Below are 24,093 nucleotides of genomic sequence, written 5' to 3'. Positions count from 1 at the left end.
GGTGTCAAGACAGATTCGCTCCAGTGCATTGCCGAAATCGTCTAAATGCGACGACTGCACCGCCCGGAAATGGGGTGCAGCATTGAACACCGTGCCGAATCTCGCGCCTGGCATCATGACTGTTTTGGTCAGGAGCGCACCACCCTGGTGCAAGCATGCGGATCAAGACTTGCCAGGTCTTGGCTAAGACCGAAATAGTCACAATGCGATACTTTTTGCCTGGTCGCGCTGGAATGCGTCAATCGGTGATCGAACCGTTTTCCTGAGCCAGTCGAACGTATTCCGACAGCGGCCGCGTCGGCTGGAAGTACCGATCTCGTATCACGGGCTGCTTGAGCGGCCCGACGATGGACGCCAGATCGGACAGCTTCACCGTCGCCAGGGCAGGCATCCCGATCCCGAGGTCGATCAGGCCGTAGGCCGTATCGCCATCGGTCGGATCGAGCGCGGCCAATAGCCAGGTCGCATGTGCGTCCGGTGTGAACAGGCGCACCACGGGCAGCGGGTCACATTCCTGGCCTGCGGCGCGGGTGAGGCCGTGGGCCAGTAGGTGCACCCGGTCTTCCTCGGTGACAAGCGTGGTCAAGGCCGCGCCCCTTCCACGAACACACGCAATCGCCGAGGCGCATCTGTGCCTGCGGACGGATGCACGTATGCGCAAGCGCACGAAGCCGCAAAAGCGGAGAGGCACGAAGGCGTATTGGTGGAAGTCAGGAAAGACACGGACGCGGTTCCCTGGGTCTGAGGAAATCCGCAGATGCGGATCTCCGTAAAAGCACGGAAAAGGAAAACATCACCACCAAATGAACACTATAGATTGTAGTCCTATAGGGCGCAATGGGCTGTCATCTTGGTTTTTTGGGGAAACCATAGGTGGCAGCGAAGAACTCATTGGCAGCGGCGATTCGGACGGTAAGGAAGGCGCGTGGTTTGAGCCAGGAAGCGTTCTCCAACGTGTCCAGTCGCACCTACATGAGCACGCTGGAGCGCGACCTGAAAAGCCCAACCATCCAGAAGCTGGCCGATCTGTGCGAGGTCATGGAAGTGCATCCGCTCACGCTGCTCACATTGGCTTATGCCGGTGACAGCACCCGCGAAGCTGATGAATTGCTGGCACAGGTGCGCCAGGAACTCAGGGCGATATTGGAAGAGCCCGACACGCCGTAGCGCGTTGGCGTGTGGTACTGAATTGCAGCAAGCGGAGCGCGCAGCGCCGCAGGCGCGAAGGCGTGAGGGATTGAAGCCGGATGGCCGTGACGGCTTGCCGGCACGGGGCGAAGCCCGAAAGCCCGGCGGCGCTTACAGCGCCGACACGCCACACACCGCTCGTTGACACGGATTGCGAGCCACAAGGCACGCATGCAGGCCCGCGGTGACGGGCGTATCCAGCACGCGGCAGCAGCAGAAATCCTGCGCGTGCGGTGCTGCGATCAGCAGCATCGCGCCCCGCCGCAGTGGGCGGGACGCGGTAAGCGGCTGTCAGGCCGCCTTCGGCTTGTTGCGCGACCAGATCAGGTCGTGCGTGCCGTCCTCGTTCTCGATCAGGCGGGCATAGACCGTCGCCGGGAACGAAGGGTCGTCGATGGATACGGACAGGTATTCCCGCCCGGCCTCGCTGGTCTTCTTCCACGCTGCGCCGACTTCGTGGCCAGCCGCTTGCAGGTGGAAGTCGGGGGCGTTCTCGGTGTCGCCCTTGTCGTTGGGAACCAGCTTGACCTTGACGTTGAGCGTCAGGGTGCGAAGCGTGCCGGTGAAGCCGTCTTTCTCTGCGGTGAAGGTGCCGATGTTAGCCATGATGTTTCTCCTTTCGGGTTGAACAAGGTCGCGCCAGTGCGTCCTTGTTGTGATCCGGCCGGCGGGGGATGGGCTGGTCGCACCGCGCAGCGGTCGCAACAACGTGGAGAACCTGGAAGCGAAAAGAATTTGTCCCGCGAGGAATGCGCGCAGCGCAGGGGAAATTGTTTTCGCTGCAAGGTTGCGGCCATGAAGCCCAAGGCGCAGCCGCGCCACCGCCAGGATTCACAACAAGACAAGGACGCACAGGCCGCCCGCTCCCGAATGGAGACGTGGCCAACTCGGCATCCCCGCGTGACGGCTGCACCGGCTTGCGCCCTGACGCGGGCCAGGTCAATGCCCCGACGACAAGGCCAGAGCGCCCCTGCCGCAGCTCACGGCCACATACTGAGGCGTGGTGTGGAAGCTCCATAGAAGCGAGGCTGGGCGGCGTGTCGGTGAACCGTCTTTCGTGACGTACAGACAACGAACCGCCAGCGTCGGGGACGGCACGCTTTCGTGCAACCTGCCGCAGCAAGCCGGGGCGTAGCCACACCAGCCCCGCCCATTGCGGCGGGGCTCGGTCGAATCGTTGGCGGCGCGATGCGCCGCCACACTTGCTGGCTTCGTGGATTTCGCGCACGAGCGCCCTTGTGCGTGGCCCCATCGCCGCCGACCGAAGGCGGCGATGGGGCTTTTTTTTAGCAGTGAAACCGGGCGCGGCCACCGCCGCGCCCGGAGTTTTCGACCACCGGCCCCAAGGCGGCACGGCTTGGGGCCGGTGCGGCTCGTTATTTCTTGGTTTCGATGATCCACCACACGGCGCGCGGCAAGGCGCGGCCCGTGAGGGGATGCAGATCGGTCAGGTCGGCGCGGGCCGTCCAGCCACGCGGCGGACGGTAGCCGCGCACGTCGCCGTCGCCGTGCCAGCGGCGGGCGCGCACCGTGCCGGAGGCATAGGTCGCAGCCATACGGGGGCGGTTTGCGGGTTGGTGGGTCATGGCAGGCATCCTCAATATGAAGCGCCCCGGCCGGAACCGGGGCGCTATCTACGGTGCGAAGTCACGCGGCCAAAGCCTCGGCCTGCGGCTGGACATCCGCCACGGCGGCCGCTTCTTCCTGTGCTTCGGCTTCGCCATCCGCCGGCGCGTCCTGCCCGGCCTGCTGCGGGCCTTCGGTGCGGAAGATGGCGGGCATCCAGCCGGTGCCAGCGGCGAGCCGTTCGGCTTCGCTGGCAATGTCGCCCTTCTTCAACTTCGCCAGTCGGGTGACGTGCGAGGGCGCGAACCCGCCAACGGCTTCCAGAATCGCGGCCTTCGGCACATGCCGGAAGTAACCCTCATTGGTGGGCTGCCACCACGCGGCCATATCCAGCCCCACGGCCTGCGCCAGTTCCGCGCCGGGCTGGTGCGGCGTGGCGCGAGGCGTCACCACGTCCACCGTGGAAGCTAAGCACACGGCCAGCAGCCGCACCAGTTCATCCTGTGATTTCGCCAGCAGCGCGGCGAACAGTTCGGCGCTGTCCTCCGGCAAGGTTTCGCCTGCCACCTGTTGCAGTTCGCGCAGCGCCACGGCGGCGGGTGATTCCGGCCAGTCCGGGGCCATGCCTTCCAGCCGGTCTTGCACCGTGAGGCGCACGCCCAGCGGCAGGTCGTGGCCGTAGTGGCTTTCCTGCAAGACGGTCTGCACCATGCCATGCACCACGGCGGCCAGCGCGGCTTGCGGATGCCGGGCCACTTCGATTTGCAGCGCGGCGGTACGGTGCGCGCTCAACCGCTGCGCCAGTCGGTCGGACATGGTGGCGGTCTTGGGCTGCTCGTCGTCCTCGCCTTCGTCCTCGTTTGCGGCTTCGCCTTCGCTGCCGAAACCCTGCCGCAGTCGTTCCAGCGTGCGCAGCGCCTTGGCTTCGGCTTCGCGCAGCAGCCCGCGATGAATCGCGGCCTGCCCGTCGCGGTCGATGGTGACGATGGCACCGGCTGCGGCCTTCACATTGGCCGCATAGTCCAGCAAGCCTTCTTCCAGCGCCTGCAACTGCTCGCCCAGGCGTTCGCCTTCTTCCTGCAAGGCATCGGCCTTTTCTTCGTCTTCGTCGTCCAGCGCGGCATCCACGGCTTCGGCCAGTTCGTGCAGCTTGGTTTGCAGCTTCTCGATGCGCTGCGCGTCGCGCTTGTTCGGACTGCGGCGTTCCCTTGGCGCACGCTGGAAGGCTTGCAGATCGGCATGGGTCATGCCCGGCGTGGCATCCACCCACGCCCAGCCCTCGGCCTGCACCTTGGCGGCGATACCTGCCAGCTTGTCCTGCGCCAGCCGTTCCAGCAGTGCGGCATCGGTCAGATACACGCCTTTGTCGCCCTCCGCGAACAGGTCGCGGCGGATGCCACCGCCTTCCTGCTCGTAGCCGTCCAGCCCGACAAAGCGCACCAGCGGATGCCGGTAGGCGTCGATTTCGCGTTCGGTCAGACGGTCGCGCAGGTTGTGCGGGCTGCGCTGCCATGTCGGCGCATCGTAGAACGCGGCTTCCTGCGCGGCGTGGTCGTCGGTGATGGCAAGGGCCATCAACTGGTCAAGGCTCACGGCCTCGGCGCGATAGTCGGCCAGCAGGCGCGGCGAGACGTTGGCGAGTTTCAAGCGGCGCTGCACCACCAGCGGCGTGACGGAAAAATCCGCTGCGATATCCTCGATGCTGCGGCCTTCGGCCACCAGCGCGGCGAACGCCTCGAACTGGTCGGCGGGGTGCATGGCTTCGCGCTGCACGTTCTCGGTCAGGCTGGCCGTGCGTGCGGTGCCATCGGCCACCTGCAGGCAAGGCACCTCCCATTCCTTGCTGATGCGGTGCTTCTTCGCCAGCAGCTTCAACGCTGCGAGGCGACGGCCACCGGCCACGACTTCGTAATGCTCGCCGTCGGCGGCGGCAATCACGATGAGGTTTTGCAGCAGGCCGACACGCTGGATGCTGGCGGCGAGTTCGGGAATGGACATGCGCGGGGTCTTGCGCACGTTGCGGCCAGTGGGGCGCGACACCAGCCGCGACAGCGGAACCAGAATCAGGTTCTTGGTCGGGTCAGCGGCTTCCAGCGGGATAGCGGCGGCGGTGTTGATGGCGCGGGCTTCGGTTTGGGTAACGGCGTTCATGGTGATAACTCCTATCGGTTCAGGAATGCAGCAGCGAAGAAAGCGACAAGGGCTGCTGCCTGCCCCTGCCGCGTGGGGATTCAGGCTTTCAACTGGCGCATGCCATCGGCCAGCAGCCAGAGGGCGCGATTCAGTCGGATGTTTTGGTCGATGCCCTGCACCGGGCGGGTTTGCTGTCGGCGCCCGTTGGCGCTGCGGCCACGCAGCCCGCCTTGGGTCAGGTTTTCTTGGGTGCGGTTGAACACGCTCCACAGGTCGGGGCGGCGGTCGTCGAAGCGGCGCGGCATCAGGATTTGCGATTCCGTGATGGGCGCGGGCTTGTCGGGGTCGTCGTACTTGAGGGCGAGCGCGGCGCGGGCGAACACTTCGGATTCGCCATCGTCCAAGGTGATGCCGCGCATGGCATCGCGCGATTCCTTCACCCGATCGAAACCGCTCAAGACTTCGTAAGCGCCCTCAATGACCAGACCGGCCACGTCGCCTTTATGGGGCACTCGCACATCGGCCACGGTGTTGCCGCAAACAAGGCCATTGCTGCACACGAACCGGAACATTCCGGCCAGCATCTGATAGCTGCTGGTGCCGTCGTGCGAGTTCAGCAGCACGATTTCGTTGGCCTCCGCGCCGTTGATCTGGCTGGCATGGCGCAAGCGAATCATGTGTTTGGTGTGCTCGCGCTTGCCTTCGTCGCGCACGCGGGTTTGCGTCACCATGAAAGGCTGGAAGCCTTCTTTGCGAAGCTCGGTCAGCACGGCGGCGGTGGGGATATAGGCGTACCGCTGCGAACGGCTCTCGTGCGGGGCATCCGCGAAGATGGACGGGGCCACGCGGTGAATCTGGTCGTCGGACAGCGGGTAATCGCTGCGCAGCGAGGGGGAGCGGAAAGCGAAACGGGATGCGAGTTGCATGGTCTTTCTCCTGACAAAAGAGGTTTGCTGTTCACACCGCACACCGGATTTCTAGATTCGGAGCCCAGCCTTTCGGCTGTTTGGTGCGGTCGGCACGAGGAACCCGGTTGGCCCTGTTGCCACCGTCTTTCCTGAGTTCATCGCCCGCGGCCAAAGGAGCGCGCGGACGGGGGCCGTCAAGGAGCCAAGCGCAGGGTGGGTGCGGCCCGCAGGCGCAGCCGAGGACACGGCCCTGCGCGCCTTGACGGCACACGGGCGCGGGCTACGGTCGCGGGTAAGGTGATGAAGTCAGGGGAGACGGCTGGACAAGGCAACGGCCATCCCTTTGTGCTGACCGCACGCAAGCGAAGCGCGCAGGCCCGAAGCTGGAAGCCGGGCCGTAGGCGTCAGCGATGCGGAAGGCTGGCGAAGCCAGTCCCGCCAGGGATGAGCGACTAGCGAACCTGGAGCAGCGCGATCCGCGAAGCGGAGACGCAAGAGGACTCTTCGTTTACCATTTGTTTCGCAAGCTAATGATGGGAAAGCAAGAACACGGAGATCTAGAGATGATTGTCTGCATCAACCGCCTCAAACAGTTCGGAATCTTCAGCGACTTCAATGGAACGAAGATCCAAAAGTTCGGCCGGTACAACCTGGTCTATGGTTGGAATGGAACAGGCAAGTCAACGTTATCGAATCTATTCTCTTGCTTTGAGCTTCGCTCGATGGTTCCCCGCTTCAGCACGGGCCAATTTTCAGTAGTTCTGGAGGATGGCTCAACGATCACGGAATCCACACTCCACTCATCCCAATTGAATATTCATGTTTTCAATCAACGCTTCGTGCATGAGAACATTGATTGGGACAAATCCGTAAAGAGCATCCTTCTTATTGCGAAAGAGAAGATTGATGACTTGCAGAAGCTGGAGAAGCTGAAGAGCGAGCTTCAGTCGAAAAAGAAGGCTCACGACGACAAGCAAAGCGATATCAAGAAGCAGCGTGAGGCATTAGAGAAGTTCCTGACCAATGCTGCCAAGAAAATGAAGCTTGGACTTCAGGCGATTGATACGAGCGACAGTTATTACTTGAATTACGACCGCCGCAAGCTCTCCAACTTCATACAGAATAACGGCGAGACAATTATCAAGGCGGAGTCGGTTCTTCCAGATGAGAGGGTTATCGACCTTACGAATGCCGCCAAGCCAGATCAGCTTCCAAGCATTGCTTTCGCCTCAACGGCCATTGAGCCGGACTACTTTAAGAAAGCGGCGGGCCGCATCAGAGATTTGATTGGGACTACGGCGGTCAATCAAGCAATCCAGCGGCTTACCGATAACCCGGACATCCGCGAATGGGTTCAAGCAGGCTTGGAAATCCATAAAAACCACGACTCGCAATCCTGCGAGTTCTGCGGCTCTCCGTTCGCCCAGCTTCGTGCCGAGGCGCTTGCTGCCCACTTCAGCAAGGAGTTCACGGAGTTTCAGAGCCGACTTCAGAATGCGGCGACATGGATTGAATCTCAAGGCGCTCCAGCTAATCAGTTTCCCGCATCGACCGAGTTTTATAAAGAACTATCGGCCGAGGCAGAAAAGCTTCAAAAGGACTACGCAACTGCTGCTGAAAAGATCGACCAGCAAATGGACGCCTGGCGGGAAGCCCTGAAGGCCAAGATCACAGACCCTGGGAAGACAGACATTCAGATCTCGGATGTGGTTGAAGACGATGTCACCAATTTCAATGACATCCTGAAGTCGATTGTTGCTCTCGTTGGAAAGCACAACAATAAGACTTCAAATTTCAAATCTGAGACCTCAAAAAGCAAGGTGGCACTGGAGCTTCACTTTGCTGCGGCTGAGGTGCAAGAGTTTGACTATGCTGGAAGTGAGAAGAAGTGCAATGACCTTGAGTCAGAAGCAAAGAACGACCATAAGGAAATTGAAAAAATTAGTCTAGAGGTCGGAGCCATAGAAGCGGCGCTCTCGAATGAAACGGTCGGGGCAAAGGAGTTCAATGACATCCTGCATCGCTTCATTGGCCGCTCTGAGCTTTGCCTGAACTTCAATCAGAAGAAGAAAGGCTATGAGATCATCAGAAACGGGGTTGGTGAGCACGATGGGAATTTGAGCGAAGGTGAGAAGACTGCGATTGCATTTGTCTATTTCATCACGAAGCTCAAAGAAAATGGAAATAACATCAAGGATACGATCGTCGTCGTTGACGATCCGGTCTCAAGCTTTGATTCTAATCACTTGTTTCACGCCTACTCGTTTTTGAGAACGCAATGCACTGAAGCCAAGCAACTTTTTGTGCTGACTCACAACTTCACTTACTTTAAGCTAGTGAGAGACTGGTTCACTGGCACCAATAGGAATCGAGTCAAAAAAGGCAACGCCGAGAATTGCTTCTTTTATCGCCTGGATGCGCCACCTGGCTCCCCTCGTCACTCCCTACTTGTGGATGCCGACGACTCACTCAAGAACTACGGTTCCGAGTACCACTATATCTTCAAGAAGCTTTACGAATATAGGGCGCACACGACACTCAATCGAGATGAGGCGTTCTTGACCGCCAACCTCGCCCGAAAGCTTGTTGAATCGTTTTTTACCTTCAAATATCCAAGGCGGCGAAGCGACATTAGTCAATTGATGGAGGCTGGCCTAAAAGATTGCACCATCACGACACCAGAGCTTAAAGAAAAAATCTACCGCTTTATCAATAAGTATTCACATAGCGACGTTATTGAGATAACAGAGGAATCCGCAGAAAACTTGGCAGGCGAAAGCCACAGCGTCATCGGGAACATCTTCCAGTGGCTGGAAGAGGTGGACAAGAAACATTACGACGAGATGATTCAGGTTGCGACGGCCTGAGCATCAGGCCGCGAGGGCCATAGCTATGCCACCAGGCGCAGCAAAAAGGGGCCGAAGCCCCTTGGGCTAGATCAGCCCATGCTCGGCGAACGATGCCGTTTCGTTGCCCGCAACGATGATGTGATCGAGCACGCGCACGTCCACCAGACCCAACGCTTCCTTGAGCCGCTGGGTCAGCGCCCGGTCAGCCGCGCTCGGCTCGGGGTTTCCGCTCGGATGGTTGTGCGAAACGACGACCGCCGCCGCATTGAGCCGCAGCGCCTCCTTGACCACTTCGCGCGGATACACCGACGCACCGTCAATAGTGCCGTGGAACATCTCCCTGTATTCGATCAGACGATGGCGCGTATCCATGAACAGCACTACGAACACCTCATGCTCGAAGCTGGCCAACTTTGTACGCAAGTATTCCTTGACCGCCGCCGGCGAAGTGAACTCTGCTCCGCGCTGCATTTTCCGGTCAATGACCTGGCGCGCAGCTTCCAGAATGTCGTCGGCCGATGCCGGTAGATAGCGCCCGTGCGCGTCGCGCACCAGCAGACAGGAATCGAACGAGGGAAAGGACAGTTGCGACATGATCGTGCTCCGGTTGCTCGGGCGGAATTGCCCGGAACCGGCGGCAGCACGGCGCAGCGCAAGCAGTCAGGGGTCGCAGACGGCCGCCAGGACGCAAGCGCGCATGGCGCGCGCCGCCCTTGACGGCGAGAACGCCGTGATACGGTGAAGGGAACAGCAAGACCGCCCACACCCGCCCACTGCACAGAGTCGATTTTTGGCAAGCGGAGCGCGCAGGCCCGGATCAACGAGCCGGGACGGAGGCGTCAGTGATGGAAGCCCGACAGGGGCGAGACTCGCGCAGCGAAGCTCGATGCGCAGCACGACAGCGCGACGGCGGCACGCCGGGACGCCCGACTGCTTGGGACAGGACTACTCGTTGTCCGTCTTGCGCTGCTCGATTTGCAACTGCGCCCGTTGCGTTGCCTGTTGCAGCCGCTCCACCAGCACGCCCCTCGGCGGCAAGGCGGTCAGATACTCGGCAACGTGGATGCCGGACTTGTCCAGCTCCAGCAATTCGATCTGCTCGCGCTTCTTGCCGGTGCAAAGGATGATCCCGAGCGGCGAGGCTTCCTCCGGCTCCCGTTCGTGCTTGTCTAGCCACCGAAGGTAAAGCTCCATCTGCCCTTTGTAGGCCGCCTTGAAGTCACCTACCTTCAACTCCACCGCAACCAGCCGCCGCAGCTTGCGGTTGTAGAACAGAAGGTCAAGGTGGAAATCCTCGTCGTCGATCGGAATGCGCTTCTGCCGGGCGACGAATGAGAAGCCCGCGCCCAGCTCCAGCAGGAAGGACTCCATTTCACGGATGATCGCCGCTTCCAAGTCGCCTTCCTGCCAAGTGTCCCGCAGGCCCAGGAAGTCGAGGATGTACGGGTCGCGCATGACCAGGGCCGGCGACATGCGCTGCGCATCGCGCAGGGTCGCCAACTCCTGCGCTATGGTTTCTTCCGGCTTTTGGGAAAGCGCCGTGCGCTCGTACAGCATCGAGTCGATACGCTCGCGCAGCGTCCGCACGCTCCAGCGTTGGGTGCTGGCCATCTGTGCGTAGTAGTCCCGCTGGAGCGGGTCTTTCAGCGGCATCAGGGCGATGAAGTGCGTCCAGCTCAATTCTCGTATCAGTGATACGAGAATTCGCTCGTCGGGGAAGGTGGCGGCGAACTGCACCATGCGGCGCAAGTTCTGCTCTGCAAAGCTGCTGCCGTACTCCTCCACCAACTGCGCAGCCAAGGTGGGCAGAACTTCCTTGCCGTAGGCGCCCCGGCGCCTGTCCAAGACCTGCGTGTGGATGCGTTGGCCGATGCGCCAGTAGAGCATCGTAAGCTCGCTATTCACCGTCGAGGCGGCGCGCTTGCGCGCCGCCTCGATCAGTGCCCGAATGTCGCCCAGCAGCGCCGCGGGCGCTGCGAGCGATGCTGCTGATGGCCGGCGCCCGTTCATGCCACCGCCTCCGCAAGCTGCCGCGCGCCCGTGATGGCTTGGCGGCGGCTGGCCACCAGCTCGGCCGCCTCGCGCACCGGCTTGTCCTCGGTGTGGACGTAGTGCATGAACATCGCCACGGTCTTGTGGCCCGTCAGCTTCATTCCCACTTTGGTCGGCACACCGGAATTGGCAATGTCGGTGGTCGAGCGATGACGGATGCCGTGCGTGCCTACGTGCGGCACGCTGGCGGCCTTGAGCGTCCGGCACCAGCCGCCATAGTGCTCGCCAAAGGTCAGGTGCTTGGCCGGGTCGTTCGGCGACGGCAGGACGTAAGGGCAGCCTTCCAGACGCGGCGCCGTCGAAAGCAGCCGATAGGCTTCCTCGCTCATGGGCTTGGAAATGCCGCCAACCTTGCTGTCGGGCCACACCACGCGCCGGTTCTCGAAGTCCAGCCAGCTCCATTCGAGCGGGCAGATTTCGGAGCGCCGCGCCGCAAACTCGAATTGCAGCCGGATCGCCAACGGGATGACGTAGTTCTCCAGCCCCTCCGCCTCCAGTTTCTCCAACTGGCGGAAGATCCGCACCATTTCCTCGTCCACGATGAGCCGGGTTTCCTTGCCCGGCGGGTACATCGGGACGTGGCGGCACGGATTCGTACCGTCCGGGCGGAAGCCCCAGACTTCGGCCAAGTTGAACATCTTGCGCAGCACGCCGAAGGTCTTGTTGGCCTCGGTCGGCTTGTAGGCCAGCTTTTCCATGAGCCCCGCAATGTCGGGCCGCTTCACGTCATGCACCTTCTTGCGGCCCAGCAGCGGGATGATGTTGCGGTCGATGACGCCCTGGTAGCCGTCCTGCGTGCTGACCTTGTTGCGCTTCTTGGAGTAGTCCTCCATGAACTTTTTGCACAACTCGGCCATCGTGGGCGCCTTGCGCGCCTCGGCCTTGGCACCGCCGGGATCACCACCCCGGCGAACCTCGGCCAGCCAGTCCTGCGCTTTGACCCGCGCCTGTTCGACGGTTAGCTCCCCGTAGAGTCCCAGCGAGGGCTTGCGGGGCTGGCCAGAGTTCGTGCGGTACTGGAGCATGAACACCCGGCGTCCCGTCGGGGTAATCTTGCAAAGGAAGCCGGGCACGACGGTATCCCGTAGTTCGATGTCCTTCGCCTGGGGTTGCGCCGACTCTACGGCGGTCTTGGTGAGCTTGATCTTTGCCATGATGACTCCTTGGAACGACCCGGATTCCAGGAGCCAGATAGGAGCGGCGCGAGGGAGAACCGGGTCAAGTTTCAGAAAGCACCGGCATATGATGGACGCGCGTAAGCTATTGATAAACCTGTTGTATCGGGCTACGTCGCAGTCCAGCGAACTACCGGGCTGGAGTCATCGTGAAACAAAAAAAGGGGGCCCGCCAGTTCAGCAACGAGCCGGAGTTATACGTCAAATAGTTGCAAAAAAAATTAGATTCCCGGAACAAATCCACATAAGATTGGGATACTGTACTTTTGCTGAAAATAACTTAAGGTTGACCATGTCCGAAACTAAACAGGCGTATTTGATGAAATTTCGTAAGTGCTCTTCATTTGACACACTGGAAAAAGTATTTGAACGACTCTGTGAAAAGAATGTTGGTATAGTTTCACTAGAAATTTCCGGGGCATATGACCATCGAAAAGCTGAACTGACAATGAAAAAACTCTACGATAAAGTCCCCGCCAGTGTATGGACCCTGGTTCGTCAGTAAAATGAAAATCCCGGGAACCATTATACAGCCGACGTTTAACAAAAAGAGGTTTATGAAATCGTCTGTTGAACATATAAATTTATTAAATTATTTATTACCACCTCTGGGAATTAGTTTAATCAGAAAAGTAATAACTTCACTTAAAATGCTTTACTTGCTCTGTTGTGGTAAAACGCATGGGAATTAAACCTTTATTAATTTTAACTCTTCCATTCATCTCCTTTTATTTAAACGCGGCGAGCCTAAACGAGTTCAGTCAAAAACTGGATGAAGGTTACCGTTACGCCTGTAACGCAACTCAGACGGGCAACGCAGAGGTTGCCTCTCTGGCGCTTGAGAACTACAGGGCAAATTTCACTACCTCAGACCCAAAAGTTGGTTTCAGCCAGATAATGAATGATGAAATAAACAAGGTTGTCTCGAATTTTTTCAGAATGGGCATGATCCAGGGGAACACCAGTACTGCGGCCTGCGAGACGCCTTCGGAGTTGCTGAGTCAGACCGCTTTGGCGGTATATTCCCGACAGGAAAAGGCGGCGTTGGCATCGAGCCTTGATGCTGTCCGCTTCACTGAATATGCGGCGCAGGCCTACCCGATTTTTGATTCAATCCGGAGTACAAGCATCAGTGAGGATGAAGTAATTAATCAGATTAATAAAATTGGGAATAATGCAATTATAAATGACAAGAATGCTATTGACGCCAGCAATGCGACAAGTGCGATGAAAAACGTAGTGACTGTACTTTTTTCTGCCCGGAGTGACCCGGAACTTATGCAATTTATGATGGGTTATATTGATCAACACAAACTGCATTGAATGTAGGGTCCAGTATTTATATTAAATCAGCTTTCGTCCTGAAAGTGAGCCCACTGTTGGAATGCTCACTAATTCCGGTTCCGTCCGTATTAATAAGTCTCACTGCTGGTGGAGGGACGGGCAACCGGAAAAGTAGCTTTTTACCAGCATAGAATTGCCATCGCTTTATCCATTTGCCCCTGCCACAGTAATAAAAGCAACTTAAAAACTCATGAAAAAAGACCTCTTATCGAAATGTCATACTGCTTTCGTCCGATATAGTGAATGTCTGTATGCTGCGGGGGAAATAACATGCGAAAGAGCTATACCTATGGGATTCCTTTCGGACTCCATCGCGAAACTGGACGGTATCTGGACATCACGGAAGTAAGCAGAGGGAGTGCATGCAACTGTATCTGCCCCGGGTGTCGTACGGATTTGATCGCCAGGCAGGGTGAGGTCAAACTCTGGCACTATAGCCACACCACGGACCTCTTCGGTGATTGTGACGGCTTGATGGAGGCGATTCGGGGAAAAATTATTGAAGTTGTCCGGGAAAGACATCTTCTCGGTTTCCCGCATCTTCTGGCCGGTTATGAAGGCGGGAAGGTGCCACTTGATGAGGTAAGCGGCAGCGGAAGCATGTTCGGCGCCACGGCAGATCTGTTTGTGAAGGTTAACGACCTCTGTGTCGCCGTGTTTCTTGATACCGATCGCAGCGTGGCCGGGAAGCTGACGTTCGACCATCTCCATCCCTCGGAAATGGTAGCAGCATTACGTATCGATCTGCCGGATATAGAATACGAAATCAGTCAGGTACAACTTGGCAGGCGAGATGGAACCTACAGCGAACGTATCGAGAAAATTATCATTGATGAGACGGAGTCACGAGAGTGGTTGTATCATCCCATGATGCAGGAACTGGGGACTGAACCCCTGAAGGTTTATCAGGGCCGTGAGCCTGCGGAAGCAGGACCACTTCTCCAGCGTCTTTCCGACTGCTACATGAAGCTGCCGGACATCTTACCCCAGAGCATGAATACGCTGATAAGAATGCAGCAGGACACCATCGTTTGTTTGTGTCGGCTCACCGTCAGAGCATCCAATATAGCCCAGACTGATGAATTTCCGCTGTTTATACGTTACTTCCGTCTGCATTGTCTCGACACCAGTGAGCATGTGAATTACGAGAAATTGCTGAACTGGCAGGACATGATCACAAAATCACAGGAAGGGCAGTCGCTAACGATGGAGGAACGGGATTATCTCCAGGAAATCGCCCGTATTGGCCTCTACAACCACCGACTTAAAAGTGTCTGCCTGACGGCCTGCGAAGACAGTAAGGTGGCAACAACTGAAGGACCAACAAATTTCTCATTGCTCTGAAGGGGGCTGGTGAGTTACGGGCCTGGCGGGCATGGAAACGTAAACAAAATCTACTTGCTCGCCTTAAGCAGTAATGGGTTGTTCATTTCTTACATGGTCTCAGAGTACCTATCATGATCAGTCCGGTAATATAAACTGGCACAGCCATCATAACAGCCCAACGCTAATGGACATACATTAGCGTTGGGCTGTTATGGCCGAAAGACTGGATCAGGAGTTCCGGATTTTTGCGCGGTAGGTGTGTTTGATCCTTTCAATCGTGGCAAGAGATGCATTCCAGTAGCGTTCAGCGTCGGGGCGATATTGGTCATCGAAGATGCAAAGATTCAATAATAGTGTAATTAGCGTCTCCTGGCGGCAAAGTCAGTCGGCCGGAACTGGTAAACTGTATTCCACCTCACCCGGGCTGGCGGGCGACTGACGTCTTGCCGGTTCATAGCCGGTGGTCGCGTCTGACAATGCGGTGTCCTGCCGGTAGTGACGCTGGCAGGGAGGTTTGCCAAATATACCCTACAGGGACTTCAGGAATGAATACGTTCGAACAGTTTAAAGCACAGGTCACCCAACATGCCTGTGGACTCGGTCCGGAACAACTGGCCGGGTACTGGGGGCGGTCCACCAGCGGCGAATGTGTTTCGCCATCGTATGAAGTGTTCAGGGGTTATCCGACCCGCCATCCGCTGGCGGAGTTTGTGGAGATGGCTGCATCCCGCAACGGCATCAGGCCGGATGACTACCTGGGTGATTTACTCCGGGGGCCGCATGAGGTTGTCGGCTCCCTGACGGATGACAGCACGTCACCCGCCGCCAGCCTGCCTGTCTATTTCTTCCCGGGTGCCGGGATTTACGCTGCGGCGGTCAGTGATACCGAGGTGCTCGATGTCTGGATGAGCTGGCCTTGCTACCCGGAAAACTGGTGAACATCCGAAACCGGGTTAACCGGCCGGGGATGATTTCCACGACAGCTGGTGCGGACGTGATAACACAATTGCATGTCCTCATCCCTCAAGCCCCCTGCCAGGCCCCAACGTGCTGTCAGGCTTCGCCTGATTCCCGACCTTTGCACGTACTTCAGCCGATAACTTTTTGTTTTCTTTTTATTTTCTCCCCATTTCCTCAAAGTTCGCGGGCGGCGTGGACAGGGCACCATTGCCGCATGTGGGGTCTTAATAAGGGCAGGGTGGTCAGGTTTGCTCGATGCCGGGGGTAGGCCCTACCCTTTATGGGATGAGGACATGCAATTTACTAAATTAATCGCCAGCACCGGTGGTGGCTTATCTGTAACGGGTCAGTTTTTTGATACGGGGAATGTTTCAGGGTTAAGATCTGGAATCATAAAAATATACGCTCCCGTTCAGGACATACGACTTGAAATGGATAATGCCATTAAAGAAATTCCAGCCTTTCGTCGATAACAGTTTCTGACCATCGCCATAACCATGTCATGGAGGAGACTAACCGTGTTTCAGAGGTGAGCTGTTGCCTGGCAAAACATACAAACTCAAATATCAGGAAGCGAGTTTAGTTGTTTATAACATGCAGCCGTGTAACTGATTAGGTACCGGCAAAAGGAGGAAATAATGTTTGAAAACTACGTTTGTAAAATCTATGTAAGCAATGATCCTCATTTTAGTAGCCATCTCGAAGCAACTGCGTTTGGTTTCGATAATGGTCAGCAGCAAAAGATTCTCACCGCAGCCCATGTTGTTACCAATGCTCTTGGAAAAATTTATCCCGTCAGCAATACACTTAAACTTTACGTCAAATTTCTTAACCATCAAGGACTGGTGAACGAAGAGCCTGTTCTAGTCGATTTCATTCTCAATGAGGCTAATGACAGGGCAGACTTTAAAGACGGCATTCCGTTTGTTGACAGTGCAGAAATCGTATTACCAGCTGGAATACAACAGCCTGTAAGTAGTTACTTTAAGGTCCTAGCACCCGCAGCTGGCATGGATACATTGGGTGTCGGATATCCAATGAATGAGACAACAATTTCGGCATTCCCTGGTGAAGTTTCAGGAATTTGGCCTTTAAATTGCTCAAATCATTCTCCCCAACATCTCACAACTCGCTTTGTAATAGCACATTTCAACACCGATGGTTGCTCTGGTGGACCCTATGTCGTCTCCGAGAAGGACGAGCATTTTGTCATTGGAAGTCTGGTTGGAATAATGTCTGGAACCTGCCCAGATTCAAATCCACACATGTCTGTTCAGTCCGCTACTGATTTTTAGCAAAGTCAGTTCCAAAATGACGCTGGCACGATAGTTATTTTGGGTATGCCAGATATGGCGTCTGCCCTTACTAACAGCAACAGCATTGAAACTGACAAACATGAACTGGAAAGTGCCACAATAGTAAGTCATGATTTCTTCATCACTTTTATGGTGCTCTTTTTCACCTATCACACAGCAAGTTATGAATACGAGGCCTGTAATGGACGCTACCGAAACTGAAGAGCTCGAAAAAATTCGCAAGAAGGCAATGGATGAAGTTACAAGTGCTCTTCAGGCGCTTGAAAATAAGTTCCCGGGTATTACTGAGGGCGCAGCAGCTTTGGCGGGGTCAGGCGTAGGCGCAGCGGCTTCCTTCGGTGCTCTCTATACGCTTGGTACAACGGGAGTGTCAGCAGCAGGCATAACCTCCGGGCTCGCTACAGCAGGGTCTATCGTCGGTGGCGGTATGGTTGCAGGCATTGCGGTATTGGCCGCACCTGTAGCTGTGTTAGGGATTGGCGGGTACGCGATAGTGAAACACAAAAAAAATGCGAAACTGACAGCCGCCCTTAGTCAGGCCATCCAAAAGCTCTACGAAGTTCAGGAAAGGTTGATGTCGAATGCGGAATATTTTAAGGCAGAAATTGCTGGCATCAAGGCAACAATCGACATGCTTACTAAGAAAGCTCCAAAAGGTAGCCTGGTCGCGGTGAGGTAAACACATGAGTCAGTCTGAACCGCCCCGGTTTTTTTGGAGAGTGTTTAGTCCGGAAGCTCAGGCTGCCAGATCATTATTTGTACTGGTAGCATAATAAGCTTTTTCGGCTTCTACCGGCGGTATGTGTCCTAGCCGTTCCAGTAACCTTCGATTGTTGAACCAGTCCACCCACGCCAGTGTCGCAAGCTCCACTTCCGTGTGGTTTTTCCAGCTTTTACGGTGGATCACTTCCGCTTTGTAAAGGCCATTGATACTCTCGGCCAGGGCATTATCGTAAGAGTCGCCTGTACTGCCTGTCGACGCCAACAGCTCCGCCTCCTGCAGCCGCTGGGTGTACGCCAGTGACACGTATTGGGAGCCCTTGTCCGAGTGATGGATTGTACCTGAGGGGCGACGTGCCCACAGAGCTTGTTCCAGAGCATCCAGCACGAACCTTGCTTCCATCGACGATGAGACCCGCCAGCCAACGATCGTGCCTGCGAACACATCGATGATGAACGCCACATAGGCGAAGCCATGCCAGGTGCTAACGTACGTAAAATCTGCACACCAAAGCTGATTGGGACGTTCTGCCACAAACTGGCGGTTTACCAGATCCGCTGCTGCCGCTGTTTTACGACCGATCGTGGTCTTGATGACTTTGCCACGGAGTACGCCCCGAAGACCTATTATTTTCATCAGGCGTTCAACAGTACACCGGGCGACGCTAAAGCCCTCGCGGAGCAACTGACGCCAGACTTTTCGTGCCCCATAGACACTGTAATTTTCTCCGTAAACGCGTTTTATCTCCTGGATGATTTGAGCATCGCACTTTTCTCGTTGGCTACATTTCTCAGGATGTAGCTGGCGTTGCTGATGCCAGTAATATGTCGACGGGGCAATATCCAGTTCGCGACATACCGGCCCGACCCCGTGTGTACCACTCAGACGCTGCATAAGTGGCATTATTTTTTCCAGTGGCGGTCGAGCTCCGCCTGAGCAAAATAAGCTGAGGCCTGGCGCAATATATCATTGCTGCGGCGTAGCTCCCGATTTTCACGCTCCAGTTCTTTTAAACGCTGGCGCTCATTGGTGCTCAGTCCACCATCATCAGTGCTGACGGGGCTGACACCACCACGGACATCATTTTTATGCTGACGCAACCAGGCTCGTAGGGTGTCGTAATGGCACCCGATTTTTGACGATATGGCACGAATGGCATCCGGCTCAGAGTCATACTCATCACGGTGTTCCAACAACATTCTGACAGCGCGCTCACGCAGTTCAGGGGGATAGCGTTTGGCGGATTGTGATTTCATTTTGGGTCTCCTTTCACTGAGAGTTTAGTCTCCAAGAAACCCGGTACGGTTCAGTCTCCTTATGATGATGAGTTCAGGGCCATCCGTTATATTCAGCTCCGTGGTCAGGATATCGCGAACGCTCACGAGACAATTAACAGTGATATAGAGAGCCTTAAGGCACAGTTGACCGGGCTAATCAGCGGCACTGAACTTGATGAAGCGGAGCATCTGGCGCTTAAAGAACATCATCTGCGAGAAATGACCCCTTCAGATACTGCCATGCATTCTACTGGTCTCAAGACTATATATAGCGAGGCTAACCAGCGTGTATGCGGTGATATTGGACTGGCCACAATACTCTCCACGGATGACCTGGCTGTTGTAGATGCCCGGATCCAGAATCATATTAAAGAATTTAATGATCGCTACGCACTCGACGCCTGGGATTATGCTATTGCCTGCGGATGCGGGCTCATAGCATCCATGCTGGATTTACTTTGCGTCAGAGCCCCGCCAAAACCTACGGTGAGCTTTACGGCAGAAGTGGATGGTATTTTCAATAAACAGGTGCAGAAAGCCTTCAATGCCATTTTGCCGGAGGACCTGAGTACAAAACTCTCAGATTTGTTCCCTATAGGGGCACCAGACAGTTCGATCAGCAGCGATTTAGTGGGTGCGGCCGGTGGCGTTTTGTCTCCCACAAATCACCGCTTAAGAGCTTTGTCACACGATCCCATACTGGGCATTATTTTCGGTATAAAGGATATGCTGAACGGGACCTGTACGGTGGTTCAGAATGGACAGATCGTGGTTTATCCTTCCAGTAAAGGCGTTACTGACGAAACCAATATTTTCAGGCTCATCGCCAGAATGTTTGGACACCTGGCATCGGATGTTAATGCCCCCTCAGCAAAAGGAAACCGTGGCATGGGTTTACCGGCTCCTTTTATGGGGCTACTTCGTATGCTTGAGGGGATCCCTGTGGGGAGTTCTAACTTCGGCAAACAAATAGAGTACATGTATGTCAACGGATATGACTTTCGTCAGTTTATCGTGACAAGTATTCCGATGACCATAATGGAAGTTTTGATGCGGGTTTTCTATGTGGTGAAACAGGTATCGCTGGGAAAAGGAGCTTTTGGGGAGACCTTACTGGATACCATGCCGTTGCGGCTAAATCCACGCTTCCGGATGATGCTTGCCCTGGGTTATGGAACTTCCAGTGCTGTTAACGCAGGTAAAATGTATATCACCGGCAATATTCTCAATGCGAATTACGCCTCTTGGATGGGGTTGGCCTGGAATGGTTTTCACTCACTCAAGTGGTCCCTTTATCAGCGACACTTAAAGCTTTGGGCCGGTATTGAAAAGGCAGAACTGGAACGGCTTCAGAACAATATAGACAGCATCGAGGCATTGACCATCAGAGCAGGAAACTTGCCAGTCAAGTAACATTCACCGGAGCACCTCCGGAACCCCATAGCCCACCAGCTGCTAAAAATGTCTGCCTTTGCTTTTAATGCTCTCTCTGCCTCCTCCCCGAGGCAGAGAGTAGCTCGTAGTTATTTATACAGCTCACAACAGGGCCATAAGATACTCCGCTTCTCGTTTACCGATGATCCTGATCTGTCAGCTCTCTTCCCGGATGCTGTACGAGCGTAACGGCTTATTATTGATAGTTCTCTCATATCAAACGTCATAAAGATTTATGCTGCCACTTGGTAACAGCCTAAAGGTTGTACTCTCTATTTAACAGCTTTTAGGCTGTTAATTTGATATTACAGCTTTTAGGGTGTATTTTTAGAAAACAGCGTACAAGGTGTATCAGAGGAACTACTGAGGCCAGCTTATGATCAATAATGATTACCCGTTAAACACGCTCAACCAGTTGCGTCCCTTGCTCATTGGTTTTCGCAAGGCGAATGGCCTGACGCAAAAAGACCTGTCCGAAAGGTTAGGTGTCACTCAACAGACATACTCACGTCTGGAAGCCAACCCTGCCAGTGCGAGCATTGAACGGCTATTCAAGGTGTTTTCTGTCCTGGGTGTAAAAATCAGCTTCTCCTCGGCAACCACTTCTTCAGAGAGGAAGCAGACGGAAGAAATATATAAATTTAATTCACCTGCACGACAGGAGGATTGGTAACGATATGAGCCGGAAACAGCAACGTCTGGTAATTTGGATGAACGGCATCAAAGTCGGGTACTGGGAAAAAAGCAAAGGGGTAGACAGCTTAGAATACCTTCCTGAATGGGTTGCTGACGAACAGGGAAGGCCGCTGTCATTATCCCTTCCTTTTACTCCCGGGAACCAGGTCTGGCGTGGAAATGTGGTACGTGACTATTTTGATAATTTACTCCCGGACAGCGAAGGCATACGCAGACGTCTGGCAATGCGTTACAAGGCCGATAGCCTGGAGCCTTTTGATCTGCTGACGGAGCTGGGAAAAGACTGCGTGGGCGCGATACAGCTGCTTCATGACGGAGATGAACCCACTGATTTATATTCCGTGAAGTATCACCCGCTTACTGAATCAGAAATTGCGGCAACTTTGCGTAATACCACGGAGACATTGCTACCGGGCAGGCCAGAAGATAACGACGACTTACGTTTATCTATTGCCGGTGCTCAGGAGAAAACAGCCCTACTGTGGCATGAAGATCGGTGGTGTATGCCGGAGGGTAATACACCAACGACGCATATATTCAAGCTACCGCTCGGACTTGTGGGGAACATGAAAGCCGACATGAGCTCGTCGGTTGAAAATGAATGGCTCTGCTCGGTACTTCTCGACCAGTACGGGCTCCCCGTGGCAAGAACGCAGATTGCTCACTTTGAAGATCAGAAAGCGCTGGTGGTAGAACGTTTTGACCGAAAATGGTCAGGAGACGGACAATGGATCATTCGTTTACCCCAGGAGGATATGTGTCAGGCCCTGGGCGTTTCGCCATTACGAAAATATCAGGCGGACGGCGGGCCAGGTATATCGGAAATTATGGAGGTTCTGAGTAATTCAGACCGTGCTGAGCGTGACAAAGCGCAGTTTTTTATGACGCAGATAATTTTCTGGATGATGGCCGCAACAGATGGCCACGCTAAAAATTTCAGTATTTCTATTGGGCCACAGGGACGTTATCACCTTACACCAAACTATGATGTGTTGTCGGCATGGCCGGTGATCGGTCATGGGAACAATCAGATATCTTGGCAGAAGTGCAAACTGGCGATGGCCGTACGTGGCAGTAGCAACTATTACCAGATATATCGAATACAACGACGCCACTGGATCAGGCATGGTGAGATAACCGGCCTGAGTAAACAGCAGACAGAGGCGATGATAGAGGAAATCATCGCCAGAACCCCGGGTGTCATTGAACGTGTTAGCGGGCTTCTTCCGGACCAGTTCCCCCAGCAGCTTGCGGAAAGTATTTTTGATGGAATGAGGCAGCAATGCAGGCGCCTGGCTGAGAAATGACAGCCGCAATTTATAGTGTGCATGTTTTCAGAATAGCTGGTGTAAGCGTGAGGATTCAGTATGACTGAAGAACAAAAAAGAATAGAGCGGGCTATTGAGTTGGCTTGTCGTTACGGCGGAACCGATGAAATGCATCATCTGCAATGGGTCGTGGATCAGATGGTAAGAGAACTTGCTGGAGAACGTTATGCACAGATAGTAGCTGATGCCACCAGCGGAGAAGATGGGCCTGATACTTACAAATGGAGTGTTGGGATCGCGCCTTAACAGCTGTCGGTCTGGGGGTGAAAACGTATTCTTCATTCAGCGAATTCCCAGGCTTCACATTAAGACTAAAGCGGCGGCCGCAGTAACGTAAGAGAAAATAAATGGCTATTTTTGTCCTCCAGATAAAAAGAGCGGCCTATCGGCAGAGTATCGAGTCAGATGGCAGCAGTTGCTGGAAAGCCATGGGGTGAAGCAGGCCCGTTTATCTCATCAGGCGTTATACGCCTGGCTGTATCGGCATGATCGAAGCTGGTTTCTGCAATTTAACCGGCAACACCATCAGGGCCATGCTAGAGACAATCTCCGTGTCGATTGGCCAAAGCGGGATCGCATGGTTTGTCGTCAATTACTCCATATCCTCGATCAACATGAGTTGATGCTTGATTCCCCTCGGCTGTCGAGGAACTGGTATCTATCGAAACTTCTATCGGGAGCCATGATTGAGAAAAACTTGCGCTCTATGCCTCTTACTCGCTTGTTTTTTCAACGATATTGTGAAGATATAACAGGTTATCAGATTCGTCGTTTGGCTCTTGCTGCCGGATTGCTGGTGCAGACTGGTAATTCATTGCGCCGATGGCGACTTCTTCGCCTGGCTGGATTGAGTGATGAGCGATTAACCTCGCTGGCTGATGACCTATTGCGAGATGTATTGGGGGCTTGATGCAGGATATCCGTTTTGAAAAGGTATCTGACGATACAACCATTTTGGCAATCGGTTCTCTGTTCCGGCGAGTTAATCACACACAGTGGGGCATCAATCTGGATCTGGCTCCTCAAGCTGAAATCGGGTCGCTGCGGGTTTCGAATCTTCCTGTTTTGGCTCGTAAGCGGGTGTTGAATCCGACACAGAAGCATAAGTCTGCCGGTTTTCGGCTCTCTTTTACCATCGAGAGCTCGGCTACTTGGCAACGCAGATATTTAGGTGATTTCCCTGTTCCCTTGGCCATTCGCGCCATGGATAAGCGGAGAACAGCATGAGCCAACAGACCCTCAACCGCCTGCGCGAGCTCAGACTCGGCGGCATGGCCGCTGCCCTGCAGCAGCAACAAGAACAGGTCGCGACCTACGACGGCCTGTCGTTTATCGAACGGCTGGGACTCTTGGTCGAGCAAGAACATCTGGCGCGCGAGCAACGCAAACAGGCGCGGCTGGTGCGCCACGCTCGCCTCAAGCTGAGCGCCACCACCCAAGAGATCGACTACCAGCACCCGCGCAACATCGACCGAGCCCAGATCGCCCGGCTGGCCCAGGGCGACTGGCTGCAACGCGGGCAGAACCTGCTGATCACCGGCCCCTGCGGCAGCGGCAAGACCTATCTGGCCTGCGCCTTGGGCTATCAGGCCTGTCTGCAGGGCTACGGCACCCACTACCACCGCCTGTCACGGCTGCTGCAGAGCCTGACCCAGGCCAAGGCCGACGGTAGCTACGGCCGGCTATTGGCCCAGTTGGCCAAGGTCGAGCTGCTGATCCTCGATGACTGGGGGCTGGAGCCGCTGCTACCCGCCCAGCGCCACGATCTGCTGGAGATCATGGACGACCGTCACGGCCGCCATTCGACCGTGGTGATCAGC

The 24,093-nt window shown here is 55.4% G+C and carries 25 protein-coding genes and 1 other annotated feature; of the genes, 16 read left to right on the top strand and 9 right to left on the bottom strand.

Annotated elements, in window-relative coordinates; all coding sequences use genetic code 11:
• Positions 1–238: 238 nt before the first annotated feature.
• A complete protein-coding gene (locus tag NMC31_RS14450; protein ID WP_016487838.1) occupies positions 239–586 on the bottom strand; it encodes a DUF2958 domain-containing protein in 348 nt (115 codons plus the stop codon).
• A gap of 287 nt (positions 587–873) precedes the next feature.
• Between NMC31_RS14450 and NMC31_RS14445 the strand changes: the two genes are divergently transcribed.
• Positions 874–1,167, top strand: a complete 294-nt coding sequence (locus NMC31_RS14445) for a helix-turn-helix domain-containing protein (RefSeq protein WP_006379425.1) — start codon at positions 874–876, stop codon at positions 1,165–1,167.
• Between the two features lie 312 nt (positions 1,168–1,479).
• On the opposite strand, the gene NMC31_RS14440 is transcribed toward NMC31_RS14445, so the two are convergent.
• The 4 genes from NMC31_RS14440 to NMC31_RS14425 all read right to left on the bottom strand — a co-directional run bounded on the left by NMC31_RS14440 (position 1,480) and on the right by NMC31_RS14425 (position 5,813).
• Positions 1,480–1,794 carry a DUF736 domain-containing protein gene (locus NMC31_RS14440; RefSeq protein WP_001273857.1) on the bottom strand — a complete coding sequence of 105 codons (315 nt, stop codon included), beginning with the start codon at positions 1,792–1,794 and terminating at the stop codon, positions 1,480–1,482.
• 770 nt (positions 1,795–2,564) lie between these two features.
• Positions 2,565–2,774 carry a hypothetical protein gene (locus NMC31_RS14435; RefSeq protein ID WP_016487839.1) on the bottom strand — a complete coding sequence of 70 codons (210 nt, stop codon included), beginning with the start codon at positions 2,772–2,774 and terminating at the stop codon, positions 2,565–2,567.
• A 61-nt stretch (positions 2,775–2,835) separates the two neighbouring features.
• Complete coding sequence (locus tag NMC31_RS14430) at positions 2,836–4,905, bottom strand: ParB/RepB/Spo0J family partition protein (RefSeq protein WP_006379606.1); 2,070 nt, start codon at positions 4,903–4,905, stop codon at positions 2,836–2,838.
• An 80-nt stretch (positions 4,906–4,985) separates the two neighbouring features.
• Complete coding sequence (locus NMC31_RS14425; RefSeq protein WP_003092327.1) at positions 4,986–5,813, bottom strand: DUF932 domain-containing protein; 828 nt, start codon at positions 5,811–5,813, stop codon at positions 4,986–4,988.
• A gap of 392 nt (positions 5,814–6,205) precedes the next feature.
• On the opposite strand from NMC31_RS14425, the gene NMC31_RS14420 reads away from it, so the two are divergent.
• The gene (locus NMC31_RS14420) at positions 6,206–8,662 is read left to right on the top strand and encodes an ATP-binding protein (RefSeq protein ID WP_016487840.1); all 2,457 of its coding nucleotides are present in this window, start codon (positions 6,206–6,208) and stop codon (positions 8,660–8,662) included.
• A gap of 66 nt (positions 8,663–8,728) precedes the next feature.
• Here the strand turns inward: NMC31_RS14420 and radC are convergent, their stop codons facing one another.
• From radC to NMC31_RS14405, 3 genes are all read right to left on the bottom strand, one after another.
• A complete protein-coding gene (gene radC, locus NMC31_RS14415) occupies positions 8,729–9,238 on the bottom strand; it encodes a RadC family protein (RefSeq protein ID WP_016487841.1) in 510 nt (169 codons plus the stop codon).
• A 351-nt stretch (positions 9,239–9,589) separates the two neighbouring features.
• The gene (locus tag NMC31_RS14410) at positions 9,590–10,654 is read right to left on the bottom strand and encodes a PDDEXK nuclease domain-containing protein (protein ID WP_016487843.1); all 1,065 of its coding nucleotides are present in this window, start codon (positions 10,652–10,654) and stop codon (positions 9,590–9,592) included.
• On the bottom strand, positions 10,651–11,850 hold the full coding sequence (locus NMC31_RS14405; RefSeq protein ID WP_014603550.1) for a tyrosine-type recombinase/integrase: 1,200 nt from the start codon (positions 11,848–11,850) through the stop codon (positions 10,651–10,653). Before NMC31_RS14405 ends, NMC31_RS14410 begins: the two co-directional genes overlap by 4 nt.
• A 313-nt stretch (positions 11,851–12,163) precedes the next feature.
• Between NMC31_RS14405 and NMC31_RS14400 the strand changes: the two genes are divergently transcribed.
• From NMC31_RS14400 to NMC31_RS14370, 7 genes are all read left to right on the top strand, one after another.
• On the top strand, positions 12,164–12,376 hold the full coding sequence (locus NMC31_RS14400) for an Hha/YmoA family nucleoid-associated regulatory protein (RefSeq protein WP_022652191.1): 213 nt from the start codon (positions 12,164–12,166) through the stop codon (positions 12,374–12,376).
• Between the two features lie 176 nt (positions 12,377–12,552).
• Entirely contained in the window at positions 12,553–13,194 is a 642-nt protein-coding gene (locus tag NMC31_RS14395; protein ID WP_015063153.1) for a hypothetical protein, read from the top strand.
• A gap of 291 nt (positions 13,195–13,485) precedes the next feature.
• Positions 13,486–14,559 carry a competence protein CoiA family protein gene (locus NMC31_RS14390; RefSeq protein ID WP_022652192.1) on the top strand — a complete coding sequence of 358 codons (1,074 nt, stop codon included), beginning with the start codon at positions 13,486–13,488 and terminating at the stop codon, positions 14,557–14,559.
• 527 nt (positions 14,560–15,086) lie between these two features.
• Complete coding sequence (locus NMC31_RS14385) at positions 15,087–15,479, top strand: hypothetical protein (protein ID WP_022652193.1); 393 nt, start codon at positions 15,087–15,089, stop codon at positions 15,477–15,479.
• Between the two features lie 315 nt (positions 15,480–15,794).
• Entirely contained in the window at positions 15,795–15,974 is a 180-nt protein-coding gene (locus tag NMC31_RS14380) for a hypothetical protein (protein WP_071685142.1), read from the top strand.
• Positions 15,975–16,139: 165 nt separating this feature from the next.
• Entirely contained in the window at positions 16,140–16,796 is a 657-nt protein-coding gene (locus NMC31_RS14375) for a trypsin-like serine protease (protein ID WP_059509512.1), read from the top strand.
• Between the two features lie 202 nt (positions 16,797–16,998).
• Complete coding sequence (locus NMC31_RS14370; protein ID WP_000340139.1) at positions 16,999–17,496, top strand: membrane protein; 498 nt, start codon at positions 16,999–17,001, stop codon at positions 17,494–17,496.
• 57 nt (positions 17,497–17,553) lie between these two features.
• On the opposite strand, the gene NMC31_RS14365 is transcribed toward NMC31_RS14370, so the two are convergent.
• Positions 17,554–18,794, bottom strand: a protein-coding gene (locus NMC31_RS14365; RefSeq protein ID WP_165590718.1) for an IS3 family transposase whose coding sequence is annotated in 2 segments (ribosomal slippage) — positions 17,554–18,479 and positions 18,479–18,794 — 1,242 coding nt in all. Because the reading frame shifts where the segments join, the coding sequence is not laid out codon by codon here.
• Positions 18,370–18,486: a sequence feature (AL1L pseudoknot), on the bottom strand. Its footprint overlaps the gene before it by 117 nt.
• 165 nt (positions 18,795–18,959) lie before the next feature.
• Here NMC31_RS14365 and NMC31_RS14360 point away from each other — a divergent pair.
• The 7 genes from NMC31_RS14360 to istB form a co-directional block, all read left to right on the top strand.
• Positions 18,960–20,228 (top strand): hypothetical protein, encoded by a 1,269-nt coding sequence (locus tag NMC31_RS14360; protein ID WP_228288646.1) that lies wholly within the window; start codon positions 18,960–18,962, stop codon positions 20,226–20,228.
• 400 nt (positions 20,229–20,628) lie between these two features.
• Positions 20,629–20,922 carry a helix-turn-helix transcriptional regulator gene (locus NMC31_RS14355; RefSeq protein ID WP_058656924.1) on the top strand — a complete coding sequence of 98 codons (294 nt, stop codon included), beginning with the start codon at positions 20,629–20,631 and terminating at the stop codon, positions 20,920–20,922.
• A gap of 4 nt (positions 20,923–20,926) precedes the next feature.
• Positions 20,927–22,252, top strand: a complete 1,326-nt coding sequence (locus NMC31_RS14350) for a type II toxin-antitoxin system HipA family toxin (protein WP_020833804.1) — start codon at positions 20,927–20,929, stop codon at positions 22,250–22,252.
• Positions 22,253–22,312: 60 nt separating this feature from the next.
• Positions 22,313–22,519 carry a hypothetical protein gene (locus tag NMC31_RS14345; protein ID WP_000134171.1) on the top strand — a complete coding sequence of 69 codons (207 nt, stop codon included), beginning with the start codon at positions 22,313–22,315 and terminating at the stop codon, positions 22,517–22,519.
• A 97-nt stretch (positions 22,520–22,616) separates the two neighbouring features.
• Positions 22,617–23,183, top strand: coding sequence for a TnsD family Tn7-like transposition protein (locus tag NMC31_RS14340; RefSeq protein WP_077909720.1), 567 nt, complete (start codon positions 22,617–22,619; stop codon positions 23,181–23,183).
• A complete protein-coding gene (locus NMC31_RS14335; protein ID WP_058656922.1) occupies positions 23,183–23,500 on the top strand; it encodes a hypothetical protein in 318 nt (105 codons plus the stop codon). The genes NMC31_RS14340 and NMC31_RS14335 overlap by 1 nt, the downstream gene beginning before the upstream one ends.
• A partial coding sequence (gene istB / locus NMC31_RS14330) for an IS21-like element helper ATPase IstB (RefSeq protein ID WP_174330005.1) occupies positions 23,497–24,093 on the top strand: 597 nt, incomplete at its 3' end. The genes NMC31_RS14335 and istB, both read left to right, overlap by 4 nt.

Source organism: Pseudocitrobacter vendiensis (genome assembly GCF_943590815.1).
GTDB lineage: Bacteria > Pseudomonadota > Gammaproteobacteria > Enterobacterales > Enterobacteriaceae > Pseudocitrobacter > Pseudocitrobacter vendiensis.
This window is presented reverse-complemented; position numbering and strand designations above follow the sequence as displayed.